General features: G+C 47.1%; 24 protein-coding genes. 11 read left to right on the forward strand and 13 right to left on the reverse strand.

Annotated elements, in window-relative coordinates; all coding sequences use genetic code 11:
- Nucleotides 1–3: 3 nt before the first annotated feature.
- Nucleotides 4–753 carry an electron transfer flavoprotein subunit beta/FixA family protein gene (locus ACVA6Q_RS05260; protein ID WP_446646763.1) on the reverse strand — a complete coding sequence of 250 codons (750 nt, stop codon included), beginning with the start codon at nt 751–753 and terminating at the stop codon, nt 4–6.
- A gap of 115 nt (nt 754–868) precedes the next feature.
- On the opposite strand from ACVA6Q_RS05260, the gene ACVA6Q_RS05265 reads away from it, so the two are divergent.
- Nucleotides 869–2,557, forward strand: coding sequence for an electron transfer flavoprotein-ubiquinone oxidoreductase (locus ACVA6Q_RS05265; RefSeq protein WP_446646764.1), 1,689 nt, complete (start codon nt 869–871; stop codon nt 2,555–2,557).
- A 15-nt stretch (nt 2,558–2,572) separates the two neighbouring features.
- On the opposite strand, the gene ACVA6Q_RS05270 is transcribed toward ACVA6Q_RS05265, so the two are convergent.
- Nucleotides 2,573–3,508: a prolyl oligopeptidase family serine peptidase gene (locus ACVA6Q_RS05270; protein WP_446646765.1), complete on the reverse strand. Its 936-nt coding sequence runs from the start codon at nt 3,506–3,508 to the stop codon at nt 2,573–2,575.
- A 189-nt stretch (nt 3,509–3,697) separates the two neighbouring features.
- Here ACVA6Q_RS05270 and ACVA6Q_RS05275 point away from each other — a divergent pair, with 189 nt between their 5' ends.
- Complete coding sequence (locus ACVA6Q_RS05275) at nt 3,698–3,928, forward strand: PAS factor family protein (protein WP_446646766.1); 231 nt, start codon at nt 3,698–3,700, stop codon at nt 3,926–3,928.
- A 102-nt stretch (nt 3,929–4,030) separates the two neighbouring features.
- Here ACVA6Q_RS05275 and ACVA6Q_RS05280 read toward each other — a convergent pair whose 3' ends face one another.
- Together ACVA6Q_RS05280 and ACVA6Q_RS05285 are read right to left on the reverse strand one after the other, a co-directional pair.
- Nucleotides 4,031–4,294, reverse strand: coding sequence for a hypothetical protein (locus tag ACVA6Q_RS05280; RefSeq protein ID WP_446646767.1), 264 nt, complete (start codon nt 4,292–4,294; stop codon nt 4,031–4,033).
- Between the two features lie 79 nt (nt 4,295–4,373).
- Entirely contained in the window at nt 4,374–5,567 is a 1,194-nt protein-coding gene (locus ACVA6Q_RS05285; RefSeq protein WP_446646768.1) for a C45 family autoproteolytic acyltransferase/hydolase, read from the reverse strand.
- A 135-nt stretch (nt 5,568–5,702) separates the two neighbouring features.
- On the opposite strand from ACVA6Q_RS05285, the gene ACVA6Q_RS05290 reads away from it, so the two are divergent.
- The 4 genes from ACVA6Q_RS05290 to ACVA6Q_RS05305 all read left to right on the forward strand — a co-directional run bounded on the left by ACVA6Q_RS05290 (nt 5,703) and on the right by ACVA6Q_RS05305 (nt 7,706).
- Nucleotides 5,703–6,116 (forward strand): helix-turn-helix domain-containing protein, encoded by a 414-nt coding sequence (locus tag ACVA6Q_RS05290; protein WP_446646769.1) that lies wholly within the window; start codon nt 5,703–5,705, stop codon nt 6,114–6,116.
- A 134-nt stretch (nt 6,117–6,250) separates the two neighbouring features.
- Nucleotides 6,251–6,628 carry a hypothetical protein gene (locus tag ACVA6Q_RS05295; protein ID WP_446646770.1) on the forward strand — a complete coding sequence of 126 codons (378 nt, stop codon included), beginning with the start codon at nt 6,251–6,253 and terminating at the stop codon, nt 6,626–6,628.
- A 312-nt stretch (nt 6,629–6,940) separates the two neighbouring features.
- The gene (locus tag ACVA6Q_RS05300) at nt 6,941–7,198 is read left to right on the forward strand and encodes a hypothetical protein (protein ID WP_446646771.1); all 258 of its coding nucleotides are present in this window, start codon (nt 6,941–6,943) and stop codon (nt 7,196–7,198) included.
- A gap of 10 nt (nt 7,199–7,208) precedes the next feature.
- Entirely contained in the window at nt 7,209–7,706 is a 498-nt protein-coding gene (locus ACVA6Q_RS05305) for a porin family protein (protein ID WP_446646772.1), read from the forward strand.
- A gap of 123 nt (nt 7,707–7,829) precedes the next feature.
- Here ACVA6Q_RS05305 and ACVA6Q_RS05310 read toward each other — a convergent pair whose 3' ends face one another.
- The 7 genes from ACVA6Q_RS05310 to ACVA6Q_RS05340 form a co-directional block, all read right to left on the reverse strand.
- Nucleotides 7,830–8,588: an SDR family oxidoreductase gene (locus ACVA6Q_RS05310; protein ID WP_446646773.1), complete on the reverse strand. Its 759-nt coding sequence runs from the start codon at nt 8,586–8,588 to the stop codon at nt 7,830–7,832.
- Between the two features lie 13 nt (nt 8,589–8,601).
- Nucleotides 8,602–9,516, reverse strand: a complete 915-nt coding sequence (mmsB, locus tag ACVA6Q_RS05315; protein WP_446646774.1) for a 3-hydroxyisobutyrate dehydrogenase — start codon at nt 9,514–9,516, stop codon at nt 8,602–8,604.
- 66 nt (nt 9,517–9,582) lie between these two features.
- Nucleotides 9,583–10,752, reverse strand: coding sequence for an enoyl-CoA hydratase/isomerase family protein (locus ACVA6Q_RS05320; RefSeq protein WP_446646775.1), 1,170 nt, complete (start codon nt 10,750–10,752; stop codon nt 9,583–9,585).
- Between the two features lie 8 nt (nt 10,753–10,760).
- The gene (locus ACVA6Q_RS05325) at nt 10,761–11,543 is read right to left on the reverse strand and encodes an enoyl-CoA hydratase (RefSeq protein WP_446646776.1); all 783 of its coding nucleotides are present in this window, start codon (nt 11,541–11,543) and stop codon (nt 10,761–10,763) included.
- A 28-nt stretch (nt 11,544–11,571) separates the two neighbouring features.
- Complete coding sequence (locus ACVA6Q_RS05330; RefSeq protein ID WP_446646777.1) at nt 11,572–12,726, reverse strand: acyl-CoA dehydrogenase family protein; 1,155 nt, start codon at nt 12,724–12,726, stop codon at nt 11,572–11,574.
- Between the two features lie 40 nt (nt 12,727–12,766).
- Nucleotides 12,767–14,260 (reverse strand): CoA-acylating methylmalonate-semialdehyde dehydrogenase, encoded by a 1,494-nt coding sequence (locus ACVA6Q_RS05335; RefSeq protein WP_446646778.1) that lies wholly within the window; start codon nt 14,258–14,260, stop codon nt 12,767–12,769.
- Nucleotides 14,261–15,511 (reverse strand): thiolase family protein, encoded by a 1,251-nt coding sequence (locus ACVA6Q_RS05340; RefSeq protein ID WP_446646779.1) that lies wholly within the window; start codon nt 15,509–15,511, stop codon nt 14,261–14,263.
- A gap of 194 nt (nt 15,512–15,705) precedes the next feature.
- On the opposite strand from ACVA6Q_RS05340, the gene ACVA6Q_RS05345 reads away from it, so the two are divergent.
- The 5 genes from ACVA6Q_RS05345 (at nt 15,706) to ACVA6Q_RS05365 (ending at nt 20,638) form a co-directional block, all read left to right on the forward strand.
- A complete protein-coding gene (locus tag ACVA6Q_RS05345) occupies nt 15,706–16,077 on the forward strand; it encodes a MerR family transcriptional regulator (protein ID WP_446646780.1) in 372 nt (123 codons plus the stop codon).
- 48 nt (nt 16,078–16,125) lie between these two features.
- Nucleotides 16,126–17,295, forward strand: a complete 1,170-nt coding sequence (locus ACVA6Q_RS05350; RefSeq protein ID WP_446646781.1) for an isovaleryl-CoA dehydrogenase — start codon at nt 16,126–16,128, stop codon at nt 17,293–17,295.
- A 63-nt stretch (nt 17,296–17,358) separates the two neighbouring features.
- A complete protein-coding gene (locus ACVA6Q_RS05355) occupies nt 17,359–18,909 on the forward strand; it encodes a carboxyl transferase domain-containing protein (RefSeq protein ID WP_446647186.1) in 1,551 nt (516 codons plus the stop codon).
- A 9-nt stretch (nt 18,910–18,918) separates the two neighbouring features.
- A complete protein-coding gene (locus ACVA6Q_RS05360; RefSeq protein WP_446646782.1) occupies nt 18,919–19,716 on the forward strand; it encodes an enoyl-CoA hydratase-related protein in 798 nt (265 codons plus the stop codon).
- 22 nt (nt 19,717–19,738) lie between these two features.
- A complete protein-coding gene (locus ACVA6Q_RS05365) occupies nt 19,739–20,638 on the forward strand; it encodes a hydroxymethylglutaryl-CoA lyase (protein ID WP_446647187.1) in 900 nt (299 codons plus the stop codon).
- Here the strand turns inward: ACVA6Q_RS05365 and ACVA6Q_RS05370 are convergent.
- Together ACVA6Q_RS05370 and hypA are read right to left on the reverse strand one after the other, a co-directional pair.
- Nucleotides 20,610–20,906 (reverse strand): putative quinol monooxygenase, encoded by a 297-nt coding sequence (locus ACVA6Q_RS05370; protein ID WP_446646783.1) that lies wholly within the window; start codon nt 20,904–20,906, stop codon nt 20,610–20,612. The genes ACVA6Q_RS05365 and ACVA6Q_RS05370 overlap by 29 nt on opposite strands.
- A 55-nt stretch (nt 20,907–20,961) precedes the next feature.
- On the reverse strand, nt 20,962–21,303 hold the full coding sequence (gene hypA, locus ACVA6Q_RS05375; protein ID WP_353499180.1) for a hydrogenase maturation nickel metallochaperone HypA: 342 nt from the start codon (nt 21,301–21,303) through the stop codon (nt 20,962–20,964).
- Nucleotides 21,304–21,356 lie beyond the last annotated feature (53 nt).

Raw genomic sequence — 21,356 nt, forward strand, 5'->3', positions numbered from 1 at the left:
TACTCAAAGTACTTTGGCTTCATTGCGGAGCTTATCCACCAGTTCGTCGACACTCGCTACCGATTGACCCGCTGCGCGAGATTTCGGTGCCATCACTTCTAACACCTGATGACGCGCTTGAATATCAACCGCTAATGATTCAATGGGAACGACATCTAGCGGCTTCTTTTTCGCTTTCATTATGTTGGGTAGAGAGGCATACCTTGGTTCATTGAGACGTAAATCAGTGCTGATAATCGCTGGCAACTGCAAACTCAATGTTTCCAGTCCGCCATCCACTTCTCTTGTTACCAACGCTGATTCACCTTCTATGATAAGTTTCGATGCGAATGTGCCTTGTGAGCGATCAGTCAAAGCGGCGAGCATCTGGGCAACTTGGTTGTTATCGGTATCAATAGATTGCTTGCCCGTTAACACCAACTGAGGCGATTCTTGTGACATAACTTGCTTGAGCACTTTTGCAACCGCTAAAGGCTCTAGCATTGACTCGGTTTCAACATGAATAGCGCGATCAGCCCCTAAGGCGAGAGCATTACGAAGTGTCTCTTGAACCGCACTATCGCCAATGCTGACCACTACAATTTCTGTTGCTACACCAGCCTCACGCAGTCGAATTGCCTCTTCAACAGCAATCTCACAAAATGGGTTCATCGACATCTTCATGTTGCTGGTTTCAACCCCAGACCCATCGGCATTTACTCGGATTTTTGCATAGGGATCGATGACACGTTTAACCGCCACTAATACCTTCATACACCCTCCTGTTTCAAGCACAAACACCATAAAGTGGTTATAAATTGAGCTTAGCTAAGTTTACGTTTACGTCAACTGCACTATAGTTATACGTAACATCTTTAAGAACCGATGGATGGCAACCAAGGTGTACAACATGCAAAGAGAATCAATGGAATTTGACGTGGTGATTGTAGGCGCAGGCCCCGCTGGGCTCTCTGCTGCTATCCGATTAGCTCAATTGCAGCAGGAGCAAGGACAGACTCTTTCCATCTGTGTAATAGAAAAAGGGGCTGAAATCGGTGCGCATATACTCTCTGGAGCCGTGTTTGAAACTCGCGCTTTGGATGAATTGCTTCCCGATTGGGCAAGCCTCGGTGCTCCAGTGAAAAACCCCGTCACCAATGATGAGTGCTTGTATCTCACCACTCACCTCAATCACGTTGTAATACCTGAAGTACTGACACCGAACAGCTTAAAGAACCGCTCAGACAACCACGCAATCAGTCTCGGAAATTTATGTCGATGGTTATCAGATCAAGCTGAGCTGTTAGGAGTCGAAATTTTTCCTGGTTTCGCAGCGAGTCAGGTTTTATATGATTCAAATAACACCGTGATTGGCGTTCAAACCGCGGACATGGGTCTAGACAAAAATAGAGAGAAAAAGCCTAACTTCGAGTCTGGTATTGACCTCATCGCTCAGTACACGATTTTTGCGGAAGGTGCTCGCGGTCACCTCGGAAAATCACTCATCGACAAATTTTCCCTCAACCATAACAAGCAACCACAGCACTATGCGCTTGGCTTTAAAGAGCTTTGGCAACTGCCAAAAGACCATCCGCATTATAAACAAGGAAGCGTTGTCCACGGTTTAGGTTGGCCCCTCAGTGAAACGGGAACCACAGGCGGTAGCTTTTTATATCACTTACCCGATAATCAGATTGCAGTCGGTTTAATTGTCGATCTCAATTACCACAATCCGAATCTCAACCCTTTTGAAGAGTTTCAACGTTTTAAACACCATCGTGCGATTGCCAAGTTTTTATCCGGTGGTGAGCGATTATGTTTTGGAGCAAGAGCCATCGCCAAGGGCGGACTGCGTTCACTACCGAAACAGCAATTTCCCGGTGGCCTGCTAATAGGCTGTGATGCCGGCACGCTCAATATGGGCAAAATTAAAGGTAGCCACACTGCTATGAAATCAGGCATGTTGGCGGCAGAAGCAGTATTTAAATCTCTAACAGTCTCAAAATCAGATCGTGAGGCAGACTATCAAAGTGAGTTTGAAGCGTCGTGGCTCTATGATGAGCTGGCGAGCACTCAGAACTTTGGTGCCAACCTTCATCGGTTCGGTGAACCCGTTGGTGGGCTTTTAAATGTGCTCGAACAAAACTGGTGGCCGAAGCTATTCAATAGGTCTGTACCATGGAAAGTGCTGGATCTTACAAAAGATCATGCCTGCCTTGATCGAATCGAACAGTCTAAGCCCATCGACTACCCCAAGCCAGACGGAGAGCTTAGCTTTGACAAGCCTTCCTCATTGTTTCTCTCTGGCACGCAGCATGAAGAAAACCAGCCGTGTCATCTTCTTCTGCGCGATCCTTCGTTAGTAATCGAAACCCATCTCCCCCAATACAATGAACCCAGTCAGCGCTACTGCCCTGCGGGTGTTTACGAGATACTTAATTCCGATGGACAGCCACAATTACAAATCAATCCAACCAATTGCCTGCACTGCAAAACATGCGACATAAAAGATCCATCAGCAAATATCGACTGGACAGCACCAGAGGGTGGCGGTGGGCCAAGCTATCGTGGTATGTAAGTCAAACCCATCATTCTATTGCAACGGCTGTTGTTTTAACCAGGCTTGGATATCTTCAATCACTTGGCTAAAAGCATCATCTCCCGCCGGTCGCCTCAATCCATGGTTAAGATCAGAGTACAGTTTGAACGCGATATTGGGTTTGCTGACCGCTAATTCTTTTGCCATTTTAATAGCCGAATCAACCGAGACACTTTCATCTTGACCAGCTTGAATCAACAATACCGGCGTATCAATCCGTTTAAGTACTTCAGTTTGGTCAATGGCGAATACCTCACTCCACCATTTGTAGCCATGATTACTCATTGCCAGATCAAAGGGCTCACTACTAAGTATGTGATTGTAAAACCCTAAGAAACCCTGCTTTTCTTGTTCAAACGCCTCATCCGTTGGTGCGCTCACACGAATGCTATGAATGACATCATCAAGAAACTGGCTTCCACCGCTATTTATAGAAACGGTATAGGAAATAAGGTCGGAATTCGCTGTTAGCATGTTCGCAATTAACCCACCTTCACTACCTCCAACCACCACCACTGTATTGTAATGTTGGTTTGCCTCTATATGGGCTAACACTTGTAAATAGTCACTGACACGCTGCTCCGGAGAGTCATTGTCAATATAAGTTTTAGGACAGTCCGTTCTCTCAATCTCATCACTCCGAGGGACGCTTGCATCGATACCATATTTTTCGACAGTCAGTACATCGGCACCGGGGAGTATATTTGGTAATTCTTTATTTATTCGGGAGTTCCGAGCTACGCTGTTGCAGTCTGAACCTTGAACTAGTATCAGCAAGTCATGGTGGGTTTGGGTAGTCTTTTTCAAGTAGTATTGAAGCTTTGAACCATCTTCCCTTAGCAGCCCAAGAGCTTCAATAGCGAAGGAATGGTTTGAATATGACAATAGCACCAATAACAAAACAGAACTCACTTTGTAAACAACACTCATCGCGCTTCACCCAGTATCCATCTATGAACTAAATATCAAAGCATTATGCTGACCATGAGGCAAACCCTAGTTAAAAACGTGCGAACAGTTTCATGTTGACAGCCAGTAGTGTGACAGTTGCATAAGAAACTCATTCTCAAGCCCGCTACAATCACACTCCCCCGTAGTAAAAAAGAAAATGGATACACCATGAAAGAGTTAATTTATCAAACGCTTGTTAGCCTCTCTAACAAAATGCCAGAAGAGCATGCTGAAATCAGACAAAACCTTTATGAACAGTTAGATCTGCCTTTTAATAAACAAGCCGATCTTTTTGCGAGCGTGCTTGGCCCTGCTGGTTCAGGTAAGTTTGAAGATGATCAGGCAATGAATGCGGCAGTAGAAAGTGCCATTCGTTTGTTAGAGACACCTGAGTATTGATAGATAGAAAGACAGCCCTTTGAAAGGGCTGTTCTAGCTAGGTTACGCTTCTTTTGAAGCTACCTACAAACAAATATCCGGCAGAAAAAACGGAACAAAAATCTAATCCACTTCATGTCTCAGTGAGTGCTCCACACTCCATAGAAAACGCCTAGCCTCGACTTCTTTTATCATTTCACGTTGGGCATCTCCGCATTCTCTATCGGTGGCAGACTTCCCTCTTCTCTCTAGTTCGTGAACCACCGCCTCATCGTAGCCATAAGCAAGCGATTGGCAGAGTTCGTATGAATCCTGATGTTCAATAGGCGTGCTAGCACACCCAACCATCAAGGTGGCGCTAAACCACATCACCAATGCAAGTTTCATCTTCAACCCCTAAAAACGCGCAAACCTAGGAAGGATTGCGCGTTACTACCTTATTCAGATTTACCAGTCGAATTTGGAATTACTTCTCAAGACATACTCGTTGGAAGTCATTCCAGTCACCCACTCCTGGAGCCACTTCCATACAACCCTCTTTAGCATCCATGACTGCTGTCAGTGTCGAGATGAAATCAGAACCATAGGCAGCATGCTGCGCGATTGGTTTGGTATTCAAGACATATTTAGCGGCATCAACATTGCCCTCAGGCGTGTTGTCGATGAACTGCTGTGCAAACTCTGCACGCCACTCGGTGTATGCTGTTGCAACCGTGCGTTGTATACTTTTTTCACCTAAACCAACCGATTCTGCGAAGGCTTGCATCACACCCGGACGCTCAGAGTGGTTCGCATGGCCAACACCAGCAGGACGCTTAATCACATAGTTCTCACCATCAAGCATTTCAACGCCAACGGTATTACCGTTACTATCAGCAAAGTTAAAGTGAGAAGCGACCACTGTGCGGTATTGGTCGAGGATCTTTTCTGCATCATCAACATTCTTAGCATTTCGCACGAGATAATTTTGAAGTGCACCTAGCTCAATAGCGCTGTCTGCTTCAAGCCCAACACCTTTTGAGTCGGTGCCTTGAAAGTTAATCACGACGCCAATATCTTTACCAAGCGTCTGACCTGAGCCATAGAACCCAGATGCCATCACTTGTACATAATCATCCGCTTGCAATACCCAATAGTTACCCCCAGAAAGTGATGGCGTGTCATTTACTTGACCAACAACACCCGTACCAGCGAAACTTACCGTTGTACATCCACTCAGCGAAGACTGAACTGCCGACGCAAACGCTGCATCTAGCTGCGATAGAGTGAACATGGTTTCCAGTGAAATGCCCCCCACTTTGGCTAGTGCTTCAACGACTTCAAAATATTCTGGGTTTAACTTTCGTGAGTTTTCCAACACCTTAATTGAGTTTTTCTCAAACTCGACAACATCAATCCCTGCTAGCTTATAAACGTACCGCGCTTCCTTAATACCACGTCGAACTTCGTCGCCTACCTGCTTTTCAAATAGCTCAGCGTAGTCTGCTGGCTTTACACCGCGGATATCCACAATAGGTAGGCTTTCCTGCTGCACAAATGTTTGCGGAGCATAGTAAGGCTGGTTCACATCCAGGCCTGGAGCAGGCTCAAGAGAAATCGCCTGAGCTGCGCCAGAGAGTGCAAGTGCAGTAGCAAGAATTGCGCGTTTCGTCGTTAGCATGGTGTTTACCCTTATATATTTGGTTAATCAGTTGAGACGGTATGTGTCTTCGTGTCTGGCTATTAAATTATCATTTCAAATTTCCGAAATTCAGATACCATTAAGAGATTAATTCCAGAAAAACGGACAAACACGATGGCAGAAATAGAAACGGAAGGATTCGAGTTTTTTGGCGTAGAAGAGACGGTATTTCGAAAAATGGTCATAGAGCGAATCGAGGCGCTCATGGTTCAAGAAGGGCTATCTAAAAACGGGCTGGCGAAAAAGGCGGACATTGGCCGTTCTGCTCTTTATGAGAAAATGGATAGAGAAGCGAAGAGTCACTTCACCATTTTGGATTTTTTTCGAATTGCCAAAGCGCTCGATGTGAGCTTACTGCAATTGTTCCCAATGACTCAGTTAGAGCGTCTACATGGCGGTCAACTCCCGCTTTCAGCAAGTACGCTAAAGTTTCTCGATCTCATGTTAGCGGCACCAAAAGAGGACATAGAGTTTCTCTCTAACTTCTATGCGTCTTTGAAAAAACGCGATGGGGTCAACGGAGACTAATTAACCCAAAGTTACATCCATAATTCATACAATTCACACCAACCCTTTCCGAATCATGGAAAAGCCCTCTAGTAATCTAAGCCTCAATCGCACACAACGTGCTTACTTTGAGCCCGAGATTACTGGAGGCAGCCATGAAAGCCATTCATAAAGTTTTTCTAACCCCTTTACTGACACTTGCCATGTGCACGACTGCATTGGCTGCTAAGTCACCAAAACCTACGTCTAGATCAAACCAAACTGAACAATATGCGATGGTCATCGCTTCGGGAAAAATGCTCAGCCTTACTCAATGGAAAGTAGAAGTAGACTTCGGTCAAGCGCTTAAAATCGGCATAAAAAATAAAGACCTACTTAGAGATGAAGGAGGTAAAACCCTATCCTTTAACTCCCCAATGGATGCGCTCAATTATATGAACAGTCAAGGCTGGGTATTAGTGTCTGCCAATTCTACTGACAATCGATTTACTGCAGTTATTAAACGCAGCCTGATAGAAAGTGACGCTGAATAACACCTAGTTATCTAGTTCTCAAATTTATCATTACAGAATTTAGCTATAAAAGGCGTTCTTCACGTGGAAAGTAGACAAGTAATTCCAAGCATATTTATATCTACAGAGCATAGCAGTTTGTTGCAGAAACCTTTAGAGAGCAAAGCAAGGATCCCTGACGTGTGTGCTCTATCAGCAGCAAGTTATTCATCGAGAATTAGACCGTGTCACTTATTACATCATCGTCACGTAGTTGGCTTGTCATCAGAGAGACGTACGCAGGTCGAGACTGATAAAAACCGGCGAAGAATCAGAGCATTAAGCTGCTTAGTTTTGAAACATCAACAGGAATTTAAAGACTTAAAACTGCCTCTTCTTTCTGCGCTAAAAGGCAACAAAATCGAAGTAGAACCTTCATGGGAGCTTGATCAAAGCCGACGACTATCCCTAATCCAAATATTGCACCTACTTAGCAATATGGTTAGCCGAAGAGAGTATCTAAGTAGCTCTTTGATTAGCACCGGTTTTACCGCTGCACTGAACATTTTTGAATCATTAGATTTAGAAAAAACACTAAACCCCAAAACCTAGGAAGTTAACTATGAAACTTACACACAAATGCCTTTTACTATCAACAGTATTAATGTCACTACCAACGCTAGCGCAAGGATTTTATACTGGTGCGAGTATCGGCTACGGCAATCAACAAAATATTGTCAATGACGTTAGCACCGAGACTGGCTATTTAATGGCTGGATACCGTTTTAATAACAATATTGGCGCTGAATATCGTTTCGGCGGTGTCAACAGTCATTCAAGTGAAGTTAACAACCTTAAGTCATATAGCAGTCTATATCTACGTGGCAGCTATGAATTAGAGCAAGGTTTTGAAATTTACGGCCTTGTCGGTTTAACGAATGCCGCAAGTGAAGATAATTTTTCAAATGGAAGTCGCAATACCACTGGCCCAAGTTTTGGTCTTGGCGCACGTTATGAAGTCACTGAAGGTTTAGGTATCAACGCTGAATACGTTTCTGTTATCTCAAGACGTGACTACTCACTGTCTGCGGTTAATTTCGGCATCGATTACCGATTCTAACCCTAACTAGGAAAACAAGTGCATGGATGCACTTATCCGACAACAAATTGAAAAGAGTCTTCGATAGAACGATAGTCAGCCCCCCAAAAAGACAAGGGGACTGATACTTAGCTACGATCCAAGTTAAATGACCAAGCCACCATCTACTTCAATCACTCGCCCATTAACGTACTCATTTTCCAAAATAAAACGTACAGTGTGAGCAATCTCTGTTGGATCCGCCATACGGCGTACTGGCACCATATTTTCCAGACGTTCGCGGGCTTCAGGTTTCATTGAGGCTGTCATTGAGGTCTCAACAACGCCTGGTGCAATAGCGACAGAACGGATGCCGTAGCGAGCAAGTTCTTTACCCCATACTGAAGCCATCGTCGCTACCGCTGCTTTGGAAGCCGCGTAGTTGGTTTGCCCCATGTTGCCTGCTCTCGACACGCTAGAAATGTTGATAATGACACCACGTGAATCTGACTCGATCATCTGCACCGCTGCTTCACGGCCGCACAAAAACGTACCGGTAAGATTGACATTGATAACAGCATTAAAATCACCAAGCGACATTTTGCTGATTTCACCATCTCTAGATTTCACCAACAATCCGTCTCGTAGAATGCCTGCATTATTAACTAAACCATTCAAAGAGCCGAATTCAGTGACAATGTCACGAAATACATTTTCTACTTGCTCTTCATTGGTGACATCGACCTGATAAGTTTGCGCTTTTACCCCAAATGCCTCACAAAGTTCTTTTGTCTCTGTTAAGGCGTCTTGATTGACATCGAGCAGTGCTAAGCTTGCTCCTTGCTGAGCTAAGCTAGTCGCCATAGTTTGACCTAATCCTTGTCCTGCACCAGTAATAGCGATAACGCTCTGTTCAAGTTCCATTTACTTCTCCCTTCTACTGCTTATTGCGAAAAAACTCAAAAAGACTCGAGAAATCCAACTCCGCATTTCCGTTTCGGTTATGGAGTGCGTAGAGACTATGAGCTAGCGCTCCCATGGGCACCGAAGATTGGCTAATTTTGGCCGTTTCTAGCCCAAGCCCCAAATCTTTTGACATCAACTTACACATAAAACCGGGAGTATATTGGGCACTCGCTGGCGCGTGCTCAATCACTCCCGGACAAGGGTTATATAGTTCTAAAACCCAGTTTCTGCCAGAGCTCTGAAGAATAATGTTTGATAACACCTCAGGATTGAGACCGTTATCCATACCAAGACTAAGGGATTCACAAGTCGCTGCCATGACAGAGCCGAGAATCAGGTTGTTGCAAATTTTAGCCATTTGCCCATCACCCGCTTTGCCCGCATGAAACACATTTTTACCCATGAAAGACAGCAAGTTATTCGCTTTAGTAAATCCTTCATCGCTGCCACCAACGATAAACGTTAAAGTACCTGCACTGGCACCAGCAACGCCGCCGGAAACAGGAGCATCGACAAACTCCAGTCCTTTGTTCAGAGCTTCTCTTGATACAAGACGCGCTGAGTCAGGATCAATGGTTGAACAATCAATAAGAAAAACATCGCTCGAGGCTAGTTCAATGATGCCTTTCTCATCATCGCTGCCCAGATAAACCGCTTTGACATGCTCACTGGCCGGTAGCATGGTGACAACGACGTTCGCTGAATCGAGCACCTGCTCCAAGCTATGACAAACGTGAGCACCCTTCTCTCCAAGAGGTTGCGATAATGCGGGCACTCGGTCGTAAACTTGCACACTAAAGCCCGCTTTGAGCAAGTTATTTGCCATTGGACTGCCCATGTTTCCTAGTCCAATAAATGCAACCTTCGTGTCTGTTGGCTGACTCATCACAACCTCCTTGGCTGTTTCAATTCATCGTTGGTTTAAACGAGAGGCACTATTTGTCTGCGCGAGTTAATGATGCCCTAGCATCGCAAGAGGATGCTCTTGCTCACGCCACAGTGAAGTGAACAAATTGTCGATCACAGACTTTGGCACTTGACTGATGTGCGCATATGTCCAGTTAGGCATACCGTCCTTGTCCACCAAGCGAGCGCGCACCCCTTCCTGAAATTCACCAAACTCGACGCTGCGCAGCCCCAAAATCAGCTCAAGCCTAAAACAATCGGCAAGTGACAACTGGTGATACTGTTTTAACTGGCGAAAACAAATATGCGCGGTAATTGGACTGCCATCCATCAAATTTCGCTGAGCCGCTTGCATCCATTTTTCGTTACAAGGTAGTGCCTGAATGTTATCAAACACCTCCTCAAGGGTATCAGACGCACAAGCGCATTGAATGTCGGGAATAAGAGGCAGAAGATGAGCAGCAGGTTTAGCTATGTTGGCATTGTCTGCAAGCTCTGAGAGTACTTCTGTTAAGTAGTCATAGCTGTCTTCGATGCTGTTCCAATCCGTTTGCTGCAATTGATGCAATAGCTTTTGTTTATCCGCAGGCGCGTTCATATGATCGGCAAGTCTAACGTCGAGAGCGTCGGTGCCGTTCATCATTACGCCCGTGAGTCCAAGGAACAAACCAATGTCATCGTCGAGACGGTTCAAAAAATAGGTCGCGCCAACATCGGGAAACAAACCGATATGAATCTCTGGCATGGCAAGTCGCGAATCTGGCGTCACCACTTTGTGAGACGCGCCCATAAAGAGCCCCATTCCACCACCCATTACGATGCCTTCGCCCCATGCAATAATAGGTTTGGTGTAAGTGTGGATGAGATAATCGCATTGATATTCAGTGCCAAAAAACGCTTCTGCATAGGCTTTGGCATCTTCTATTGGCGCGTGCTTCATCTTGTCATGCAAAGTACGCACATCACCGCCAGCACAAAACGCTTTCTCACCTTCACCGTCCAGTATTACGCATAGTACCGCGTCATCGTCGTGCCACTTATCAAGTTGGTCATTAAGCAATACCAACATGTTCTGAGTTAGGGCGTTGAGAGCTTTGGGATTACATAGGGTCGCAACGGCAATTTTGCTCTGTTGGTCACTACAAACGATTTCTTGAAATCGAACTGTGTCCTGAGTCGCTAGCGACGAATTTGACGTTGAACTGGTTGTAGACATGACGCCTCCTAACGATTTTTCCATTGTGGTGCGCGCTTTTCTAAAAAGGCGTTAACGCCTTCTCGTTGATCTTCGGTATCAAACAGCTGAATGAACAACTCGCGCTCTTTGACCAGCCCATGATCGATAAAATGCTGGCGGTTATTTTGAATTAGAGTTTTACAAGCAGTGACTGAAGACGGTGATTGATGGGCAACTTGATTAGCAAGATTAGTGGCAGCGGTTAACACCTCTCCCGAATTCACCACCTCCTCTACCAGTTTGATTTGGAGGGCTTTTGACGCATCAATCTTCTCGCCGCACAAGATGATCCGCTTCGCCCAGCCTTCTCCCACTAAAGCGGTTAAGTTCTGGGTGCCGCCTGCACACGGCAGTAGGCCAACCTTGGCTTCAGGCAGCGCCATCACGGCGTGCTCCTCAGCAATTCGAATATCACAAGCTAAAGCAACTTCAAGTCCGCCTCCCATGGCATACCCATTAATCGCTGCAATTGAGACACCACGAAAGTTAGACAGCGCTTCAAACGCTTCCCCAAAAACGCGAGACATGCGGCACGCACTCTCCTTGTCGCCAGCAGCAAACACATTCAAATCCGCACCTGCGGAGAAGAACTTGTTGCCTTGTCCGGTAATCAGCAATGCATAGACTTCTCGGTTTCGATTAAGCTCACCGACAAGCTGCTTAAGTGCCACTAAACTCTCCACCGTCCAAGTATTGGCTGGCGGGTTGTCGATAGTAATCGTCGCAACATGCCCTTCAATGGTATGTGGAATGAGTATCGCTTCTGACATAACCATTCTCCTTTGGTTTGCTTAGCAGCTATAGTATCGAGTCATCATCGCTTAAAACGCGTCTAGCGATGATCAGCCGCATGATTTCGTTAGTACCTTCTAAGATTTGGTGGACACGAACGTCACGAAAATGCCGCTCTAACGAATACTCTTTGATATAACCGTAGCCACCAAATAGCTGCAATACACCATCGCACACCTTAAAGCCCACATCGGTAGCAAAACGTTTTGCCATCGCACAATACGTGGTGGCATCCTCATGTCCGTGGTCAAGCTTAAACGCAGCCAATCGAACCATTTGCCGCGCTGCCACCAGCTCTGTAACTAAGTCTGCAACATTGAATTGCAACGCTTGAAAGCTTGCAAGCGGTTTACCGAACTGCTTACGCTCTTGCAAATATTGAATAGCGAGGTTTAGGGCGTGCTGCGCAGTACCTACCGAGCACGTGGCGATATTAATTCGCCCGCCATCCAGTCCCTTCATTGCAAAGGTAAAACCCTCACCCTCTTGGCCTAGAATTTGTCTGGCTGGAACGACAACATTGTCAAACGCGATCGCTCTTGTGGGCTGACTGTTCCAGCCCATTTTGGGCTCTTTGCGCCCATAGCTAATACCTTCGCTTGTTGCATCTAGCACAAAAGCGGAAATACCTTTAGCACCTGAGTCACCGGTTCGCGCCATGACCACCAGCACCTCAGTATCACCAGCGCCAGAAATAAAGGCTTTAGAACCATTTAAAATATAGTTGTCACCCTGTTTCACTGCTGTAGTTTTTAGCGACGCAGCATCAGAACCCGCTTCAGGCTCCGTTAAGCAATAGGATCCAAGCCACTCACCAGTCAGCAGTTTGGGTACGAACTGCTCGCGAGTTTCATCATTGGCAAAACTGGCCACCATCCAGGTCACCATGTTGTGAATCGTCATAAAGGCGGTCGTCGACGTGCAGCCCATGGCTAACTGCTCAAAAATGATCGATGAGTCAAGACGGCTCAAACCCAACCCGCCTTGCTCCTCACGGGTATAGAGACTCAGAAATCCCAGCTCGCCCGCCTGTTTAAGGATCTCTTTAGGAAAGTGGCAGTCGGCATCCCAACGACTGGCATTTGGAAGGAGATTATCCATCGCAAACTGCTGAGCCGTATCGGCAAAAGCCCTTTGATCTTCGTTGAGTTCAAAATCCATACCTTGCTCCTTATTCCTAGTTCCTTGAAAAAGCTCGAGCTTAGCGAAGCTGAATGGTTAAGTTTGGTCCATCCGGAATATCGTCATCGAACCAACGCGCGGTGACAGTTTTAGTCTCGGTATAAAATCGCACGGCTTGCTTTCCGTAAGCGTGCAAATCTCCATAAAAACTGCCGCGCCAACCTGTGAACGAGAAGAAGGGTAAAGGCACGGGTATCGGTACATTTATACCCACTTGCCCGACTAAGATCTGATGCTGATACTTTCTGGCCGCCGCGCCGCTCGCAGTGAAAATCGACGTCCCGTTGCCGTAAGGGTTGGCATTCACTAGTGCAATGGCATCATCCAAAGAGCCCACTTCAATACACACCAATACTGGCCCGAAAATCTCTTGCTGGTAGATCTCCATATCGGTGTTAACCCCGCTAAACAAGGTGGGGCCTAGCCAGTTTCCTTGCGGAGCACCTTCTACCACGCAGTCTGAACCATCAAGTAAGCAGTAAGCACCTTGTTTCTTGCCTGATTCGATCAAATTGACCACACGCAGTTTTGCTTGCTGGCTTATTAACGGTCCATAGGCGGCCTCGGGATCATCCCATAGTCCCGGCTTTATTTTCGCCATTTCCGCAGCAAGCTCTACAATCCACTCCTTGGCGCTGCCGACAAACACGGCTACAGATATCGCCATACAGCGTTGCCCGGCAGCACCAACAGAAGAACCAACCAAGTTGTTTATGACCTGCGCTTTATTGGCATCTGGCATCACAACCATATGATTTTTCGCCCCGGCAAACGCTTGTACTCGCTTGTGATTGGCCGTTGCCGTTTGATATATGTATTGAGCAGTTGGGACTGAACCAACAAATGAGACCGCTTGAATCGCCTGGTGGGAGAGTAAGAAGTCGACTTGTACTTTGCCGCCATGCACCACCTGAAGAAGGCTTGGCGGCGCGCCCGCTTCATGGAATAACTCAGCTAAACGGACGGCAGTCAGCGGAACTTGTTCAGAAGGTTTGAGAATAAATGCATTACCCGCAGCAATAGCGATGGGAAACATCCATAAGGGGATCATCGCGGGAAAATTGAATGGAGTGATGCCGCAGCATACGCCAAGAGGTTGAATGAGCGAGTAGCTATCAATGTCAGTAGCGACGTTTTCTACCGTTTCTCCCATCATATTGCTGGCGACATTGGCGGCTTGCTCTACGACCTCGATTCCACGCCATACATCACCTTTAGCATCGGCTAAGGTTTTTCCCGTTTCTTTCGACAGTAAGGTGGCTATTTCGTCGTGCCGCTCTTTAAGCAGATGCTGGTACCGGAGCATCAATCGTGCCCGCTCTGATATCGCGACTTCTTTCCAGTGCATTTGAGCACTTAGCGCCTGTTCGATCGCACCTTGTATTTCATCTGCTGGCGTCATCGGTACCATGCCAAGCAAGTCATTGGTAGCGGGATTGGTTACATCTATCCATTCACTCGCTCGTGATACAACAGCATTACCATCGATAAAGTTGGCTATTTTATTCATCATTTACCCCCCCACTTTTTGAGTACCCGCTCCGACTGGCGAAACTTCTATCGCGATAGCGGTCGCCTCACCTCCGCCAATGCATAACGTAGCGATTCCTTTAAAAGGATCACCAGTAGCTCTCTTCGCTGCACGTGATTGCAATGCATGTATCAAGGTCACTAGTATTCTTGCGCCGCTGGCTCCTATCGGGTGACCTAATGCACAAGCACCACCGTTCACGTTGACCTTTGCTTCATCTAAGCCAAGCGCATCAATCGCAATCTGAGTCACCACCGCGAAAGCCTCATTGATTTCCCATAAATCGACATCGCCGCTTTGCCATTGAAGCTTATCGAGCAGCTTTCGAACTGCATCGACAGGTGCCAAGGTGAACTCCGAAGGTTGGCGAGCCGTGGTTGTGAACCCTTTGATCACAGCCAGCGGTGCCATACCCAACTCTAGTGCCTTATTTTCACTCATCAGCACAAGTGCTGCTGCGCCATCCGAGATCGCACTGGAATTCGCCGCCGTGATGGAACCATTGACTTTAAAAGCAGGTTTAAGCGCAGGTATTTTCTCTAGTTTGATGGTATTGGGCAGTTCATCTTCATCAATGAAGTGCCCATCTCTTGAGGTAAGGTTACAAATTTCAGATTGGAAAAGATGATTCCCGACGGCGTCCTTAGCTCGACTCGCAGAGCGTGTTGCCCAACTGTCCATCTGCTGGCGACTGTAACCGAGCTTGTCCGCGGTTCTCTGTCCAAACACGCCCATAAGTTCACCCTCATAGGCGTCTTGCAAACCATCGGTAAACATATGGTCATGGGTTTGATGGTGACCGATGCGCAGCCCTGAGCGAGCTCCATTTAGCAGGTACGGCGCATTACTCATGCTTTCCATTCCGCCTGCTACCACACAATCAGCTTCACCCGCCTGTATTTGAGTACTCGCAAGCATCACAGCTTTCATCCCAGAACCGCATACTTTGTTTACCGTTGTGCAAGGCGTATGGGTTTCGATGCCGGCTCCTATCGCTGCTTGCCGCGCGGGCGCCTGCCCCAAACCTGCGCTGAGCACACAGCCCATTAATACCTCATCCACTAAACTGGGTGTCATACCAACGGCGTCAATCGCATCCGCAATCGCAACACTGCCTAGCTCAGTAGCACTTATATGTGAAAGCGCCCCCTGAAACTTGCCCATCGGTGTGCGCTTAGCTGCGACAATGCATACGTTGTTTTGACCTTTTGTCTGTTGCTGCGCTCGTTCCATCTTTGCCCTCCTCTTTGGAACTCGATGTATTGGAGTTCTCAACGATTAGCTTGACGTTTTAGTAAGCATAGCACTAACATTTACGTAAACGTAAAGAAACAAATTTAAAACCTAGCTCAATATGTCACAGCGATTGTGAACGACAGTGGTTGAGCAAGTGTGGATTAGAACCCAAGAACCCGGAGAGTGGTAACGTGGACACGTATAAGATCAGTGAACTGGCAAAAGAATTTGATATCACCACAAGAAGTATCCGTTTTTACGAAGATGAGGGGCTGATCCAACCGGACCGAAAAGGCACCATGCGCGTCTATCAACGTCGCGACAAAATACGTTTAAAGCTAATTCTGCGCGGGAAACGCCTCGGCTTTTCTCTTGCGGAGATCAGGGAACTGTTCGAGCTGTACGACACCCATCAAGAAGATGACCAGCTAACCAAAATGCTGAAAATCATTGATGAGAAGGAAGCGGTACTCAAACGCCAGCTCGACGACATCAATACATTACTGGAAGACTTAACAACGGCACGCGAACGCTGTGAGGCATCACTCGCTAAAGCGAAGTAACTCCGTAAGTACCCAAAGTTAAGTCCATGTCCAGTATGAGGAGGAACCATGTTCACTCATTATCGCGCCATGGACTTTGGCTTGGACGAATCCATCAATTTACTTCGTGATCATGTAAGCGGGTTTGCTCGCGAATGCATCGCTCCAATTGCGAGCGACATTGACCGCGACAACGCCTTTCCCAACCCACTGTGGCCGAAACTCGGCGATATGGGCCTCCTTGGCGTAACAGTGAGCGAACAATATGGTGGCGCAGATATGGGCTATTTGGCTCATGTAGTGGCTCTGGAAGAAATTAGCCGCGCATCCGCTTCCATCGCTCTCTCCTATGGCGCTCATTCCAACCTCTGTGTGAATCAAATTTTCCGAAACGGAAATCAGGCTCAAAAGGATAAATATCTGCCTAAGCTGGTTGAAGGTTCCCACGTCGGTGCACTTGCCATGAGTGAAGCCAACGCTGGTTCAGATGTCATCAGCATGCAGCTTAGAGCCGAACGCTACGACGACCACTTCATTCTGAATGGCAGTAAAATGTGGATCACCAATGGTCCCGATGCTGATGTGTTGGTTGTCTACGCGAAAACCGACCCTAACGCGGCTCAACATGGTATTACCGCCTTCATTATCGAGAAACAGTTTGATGGATTTAGCCACGCTCAAAAAATGGATAAGCTCGGCATGCGCGGCTCAAACACCTGTGAATTGGTATTCCAGGACTGCAAAGTGCCTATTGAGAACGTGTTAGGGGACGTCAATCGTGGCGTTGAAGTATTGATGAGTGGCCTCGATTACGAGCGTGTTGTACTCGCGGCTGGCCCACTCGGGATCATGCAAGCTTGCTTAGATTTAGTGGTTCCTTATGTTCATGAACGTAAGCAGTTTGGCAAGGCCATTGGCGAGTTTCAATTAGTACAAGCAAAACTCGCTGATATGTATACACGCTGTAATGCGGCGCGTGCTTACCTTTATGCTGTTGCTAGTGCCTGCGATAGAGGCGATGTTACTCGCAAGGACTCAGCTGGCGTTATTCTCTACACCGCAGAGCTCGCTACCCAAATGGCGCTCGATGCGATTCAACTGCTTGGCGGAAACGGCTACATCAATGACTACCCTGCAGGTCGTCTACTTAGAGATGCTAAGCTCTACGAGATTGGCGCGGGCACTTCAGAAATACGCCGCATGCTCATTGGCCGTGAACTGTTTGACGAATCGATATAAGGAGCACTTATGCCACAGATAGTCACTAAGATTAAACGCGACTCTGAACTCTATCGTGACAATATGGGGGCTATGAACACGCTTGTCGAAGAGATGGAAACGAGAGTTGCACAAATCAAACAGGGCGGCGGAGAAAAGGCCATCGAACACCAAAGAAAAAAAGGTAAGCTTCCCGTGCGTGAACGTATTACCTCCCTACTCGACCATGATTCAGAGTTTCTCGAAGTCGGCCAATTTGCCGCTTGGGAAGTGTACGATGAGGCGATTCATTGCGCTGGCGTTGTCGCTGGGATTGGCAAAGTCAGCGATATACTCTGCATGGTGATCGCTAACGATCCTTCCGTAAAAGGCGGTACCTATTATCCGCTGACGGTTAAAAAGCACCTCAGAGCCCAAGAGATAGCCGCTAAATGCCAACTGCCCTGCGTCTATTTGGTAGACTCTGGCGGAGCTAATCTCCCGCATCAAGCTGAAGTATTTCCTGATAAGGAGCACTTTGGGCGTATCTTCTTTAATCAAGCACGTATGTCCGCCAAAGGTATTCCCCAAATCGCCGTTGTGCTCGGACTTTGTACTGCCGGCGGCGCTTATGTTCCTGCTATGGCTGATGTCGCCATTATGGTCAAACAGCAAAGTACTATCTTCCTAGCTGGCCCCCCATTGGTAAAGGCGGCGACAGGCGAACAAGTGTCAGAAGAAGCCCTTGGTGGTGCCGATGTACACTGTAAGAAATCCGGTGTTGCCGATTACTATGCTGATAATGAGCACCAAGCTTTAGAGATGGCGAGAAAAGCCATCTCTAATACCGGTCAGCTGTTTCCATCACAAGAGTCACACCAAGCGACTTTACCGAAATACGATACTGAAGAACTGTATGGCATCGTCAATCGTGATTTGCGTCTTTCGTTTGATGTTCGCGAGGTAATCGCACGACTTGTTGATGACTCAGATTTTGATGAATTTAAGGCACTGTTTGGTACCACGATTGTTTGCGGGTTTGCGCGAATTGACGGGAGGCTTATTGGTATTATTGCCAACAACGGTATTTTGTTTTCTGAGTCAGCACAAAAAGGCGCGCACTTTGTTGAGCTGTGTGCGAAACGAAAGATCCCGCTGGTGTTTCTACAAAACATCACTGGATTTATGGTGGGCAAACAAGCTGAAGAAGGTGGCATTGCTAAGCATGGAGCGAAGCTTGTTATGGCAGTATCCTGCGCAGATGTTCCCAAGTTCACCGTGATTATTGGTGGCTCCTATGGTGCTGGCAACTATGGCATGTGCGGCCGAGCTTACGATCCCACTATGATGTGGATCTGGCCGAATGCTCGCATCTCGGTAATGGGTGGTATGCAAGCGGCTAACGTGTTGGCTCAAGTGAAGCACGATGTTAAGCAGCGCCAAGGGATCGAATGGGATCTCGCTCAAGAGCAGGCATTCAAACGGAACATCGTTGACAATTATGAGCGCGAAGGTAGTCCCTACTATGCCAGCGCAAGACTTTGGGATGATGGCATTATTGACCCAAAACAGACGCGACATGTTCTCAGCCAAGCGCTAAACGCCGCGTTGAACGCACCAATACCTGACAGCGAGTTTGGTATCTTCAGAATGTGAGGCAACACGATGAGCGAACAGCTAATAGTGAACGTTACTGACTTGGGCGTAGCCTCAATAACGCTCAATCGCCCAGAAAAGGGCAACGCGTTTTCATCCAAGACCATCCAAGCGCTGATCGGAGCATTGCATTCGATTCAAGAAAACCCGTCTGTACGCTGCCTAGTACTAAGAGGCAAAGGCAAACACTTCTCTGCAGGTGCGGATCTCAATTGGATGAAATCAATGGCCAAGTGCAGCTATAAGGACAACCTTGCCGATGCCGAGCAGCTTGCCTTATTGATGTCTACGCTCGATGAACTGCCGATTCCAACCATTGCAGCGGTACAAGGGTGCGCTTTTGGCGGTGCATTAGGCCTTATCTGCTGTTGCGATATTGTTGTTGCCGAGCCTTCAAGTATAGCCTGTTTTAGTGAAGTAAAACTTGGCTTAGTGCCAGCAACCATCGCGCCTTACGCTATCCGCGCGATTGGCGCGCGAGCTGCCCGTCGCTATATGTTAAGCGCAGAAAAGATATCGGCTCAAACCTCACTAGAGTTAGGGCTTTACCACCAAATCTGTGACATCAATAAGCAAGAGCAGGTACTAGTTCAGCTCATCAACAGTGTACTTGCTAACAGCCCGAATGCCATTCGTGACACTAAGGCGCTAATCCGGCAATGTACTACTGCGATTGATCCGTCGCTTATTCACCAAACAGCGGCGGTGATAGCCAATGCGCGAGTCTCAGTCCAGGGTCAAAATGGTCTCAATTCCTTTTTTGACAAAGTACCGCCTGATTGGAGTGCTACGGTAGATGAGCCATGAAAAAGGTAGATGAACCATGAAAATGACGCTGCCAGAGTCCGTTAACATTGTCGAAGTTGGCGCAAGAGACGGCCTTCAAAATGAACCCAAAGTCTCGCTAGAGGCTAAGGTCTCCCTTATTGATTCGCTATCACAATCAGGCCTTCGCTATATCGAGGCTGGTGCATTTGTTTCGCCCAAACGTGTTCCACAAATGGCCGATTCAGATAGAGTGTTCTCAAACATTCAACGTCGGCCCGGTATCATCTATTCTGCGCTCACTCCCAATGTTAGAGGGCTAGAAGCAGCATTAGAAGCAAGGGCGGACGAAATTGCAGTATTTGCCTCTGCCTCAGAGTCCTTTAGCCAAAACAACATTCATTGCTCTATCGCCGAAAGCTTGGCACGTTTTGAACCTGTTATCGCGTTAGCTCAACAGCACAATATCAAAGTGCGTGGCTACCTATCTTGTGTAGCCGATTGTCCTTATGAAGGCGCAACCTCCCCAAACATGGTTGCTGATATAGCCAAAGCCATGTACGACATGGGCTGCTACCAAATATCGCTGGGTGACACCATCGGTTCAGGTACACCGCTGCGTATAGCGAACATGATAGAAGCCGTTTCTGCTCGTGTATCTCTATCTGATCTCGCCGTTCATTTTCACGATACTTATGGCCAAGCCCTTGCTAATATCTATCAGGCGCTGACTATGGGGATTGACACCATTGATAGTAGCATTGCTGGTTTGGGAGGTTGCCCCTATGCACCGGGTGCTAGTGGTAATGTCGCGACAGAAGATGTGATATATCTCTGCCATGGATTAAATATCAATACTGACGTTGATTTAAGTACACTTATCCATACTGCTAAAATTATTTGCAAAACACTCAACAAAACGCCTCAATCAAAAGTTACGCTTGCTCAGATTCTTCATCGGTGAATACTTGGTAGAAACGCTTTACGTTCCCCGTCACTCGTCCCCAATCAGAGTCAGCAACGCGGGCTTGGTGATGCTCGAATGCGGCTTTGTCTACGAACTCTTCGTAAAGACTGAATCGAGTTGGCTGTTTAACATCCTGCTCTACCGTAAACACTAAACAGCCAGGTTCAGCATAGGTCAGCGCTCTGTGTTTGTGCAGCGCTTCTATCACGACCGAAAGCTCATCTTCCGGCACCTCGATATGACCTTTAAGGATCGTTTTTGACATGGTACTCCCTTACATCGTCATTTTGTTACGCTTCTATTTTGTACCATCACCTCTCTCAACACGCCAATATTTGTTTAATATTGAACTCCTTACCGGATAGCAGTCCCCACTCTTTACTCCGACATTCTGGGCAAATGGAATGATTTTTCAATACAGCAAAAACCTGCCCACAATCCCTGCAGCGCGCATTCGCTTCAATGATCTCAATGTCTAATTTGGTCTGTTCCAGCTCGGTGCCGTCCACGGCGACGGGATAACACGCCTCCACGTACTTGGGAATCATCGATGATAACTCACCAATTTGCAGCACTATGGTATCTACGGTAGTAACCTGATGCTGCTTAGCAAAGCGCTGCACCGTTTTCACTACTTCAATGACGACACCTAGTTCATGCATAACAACTCCTTATTAGCTGGCAACCTCTCGACTGCCAGCAAAATTAACTTAAC

The organism is Vibrio sp. DNB22_10_4 (genome assembly GCF_052879755.1).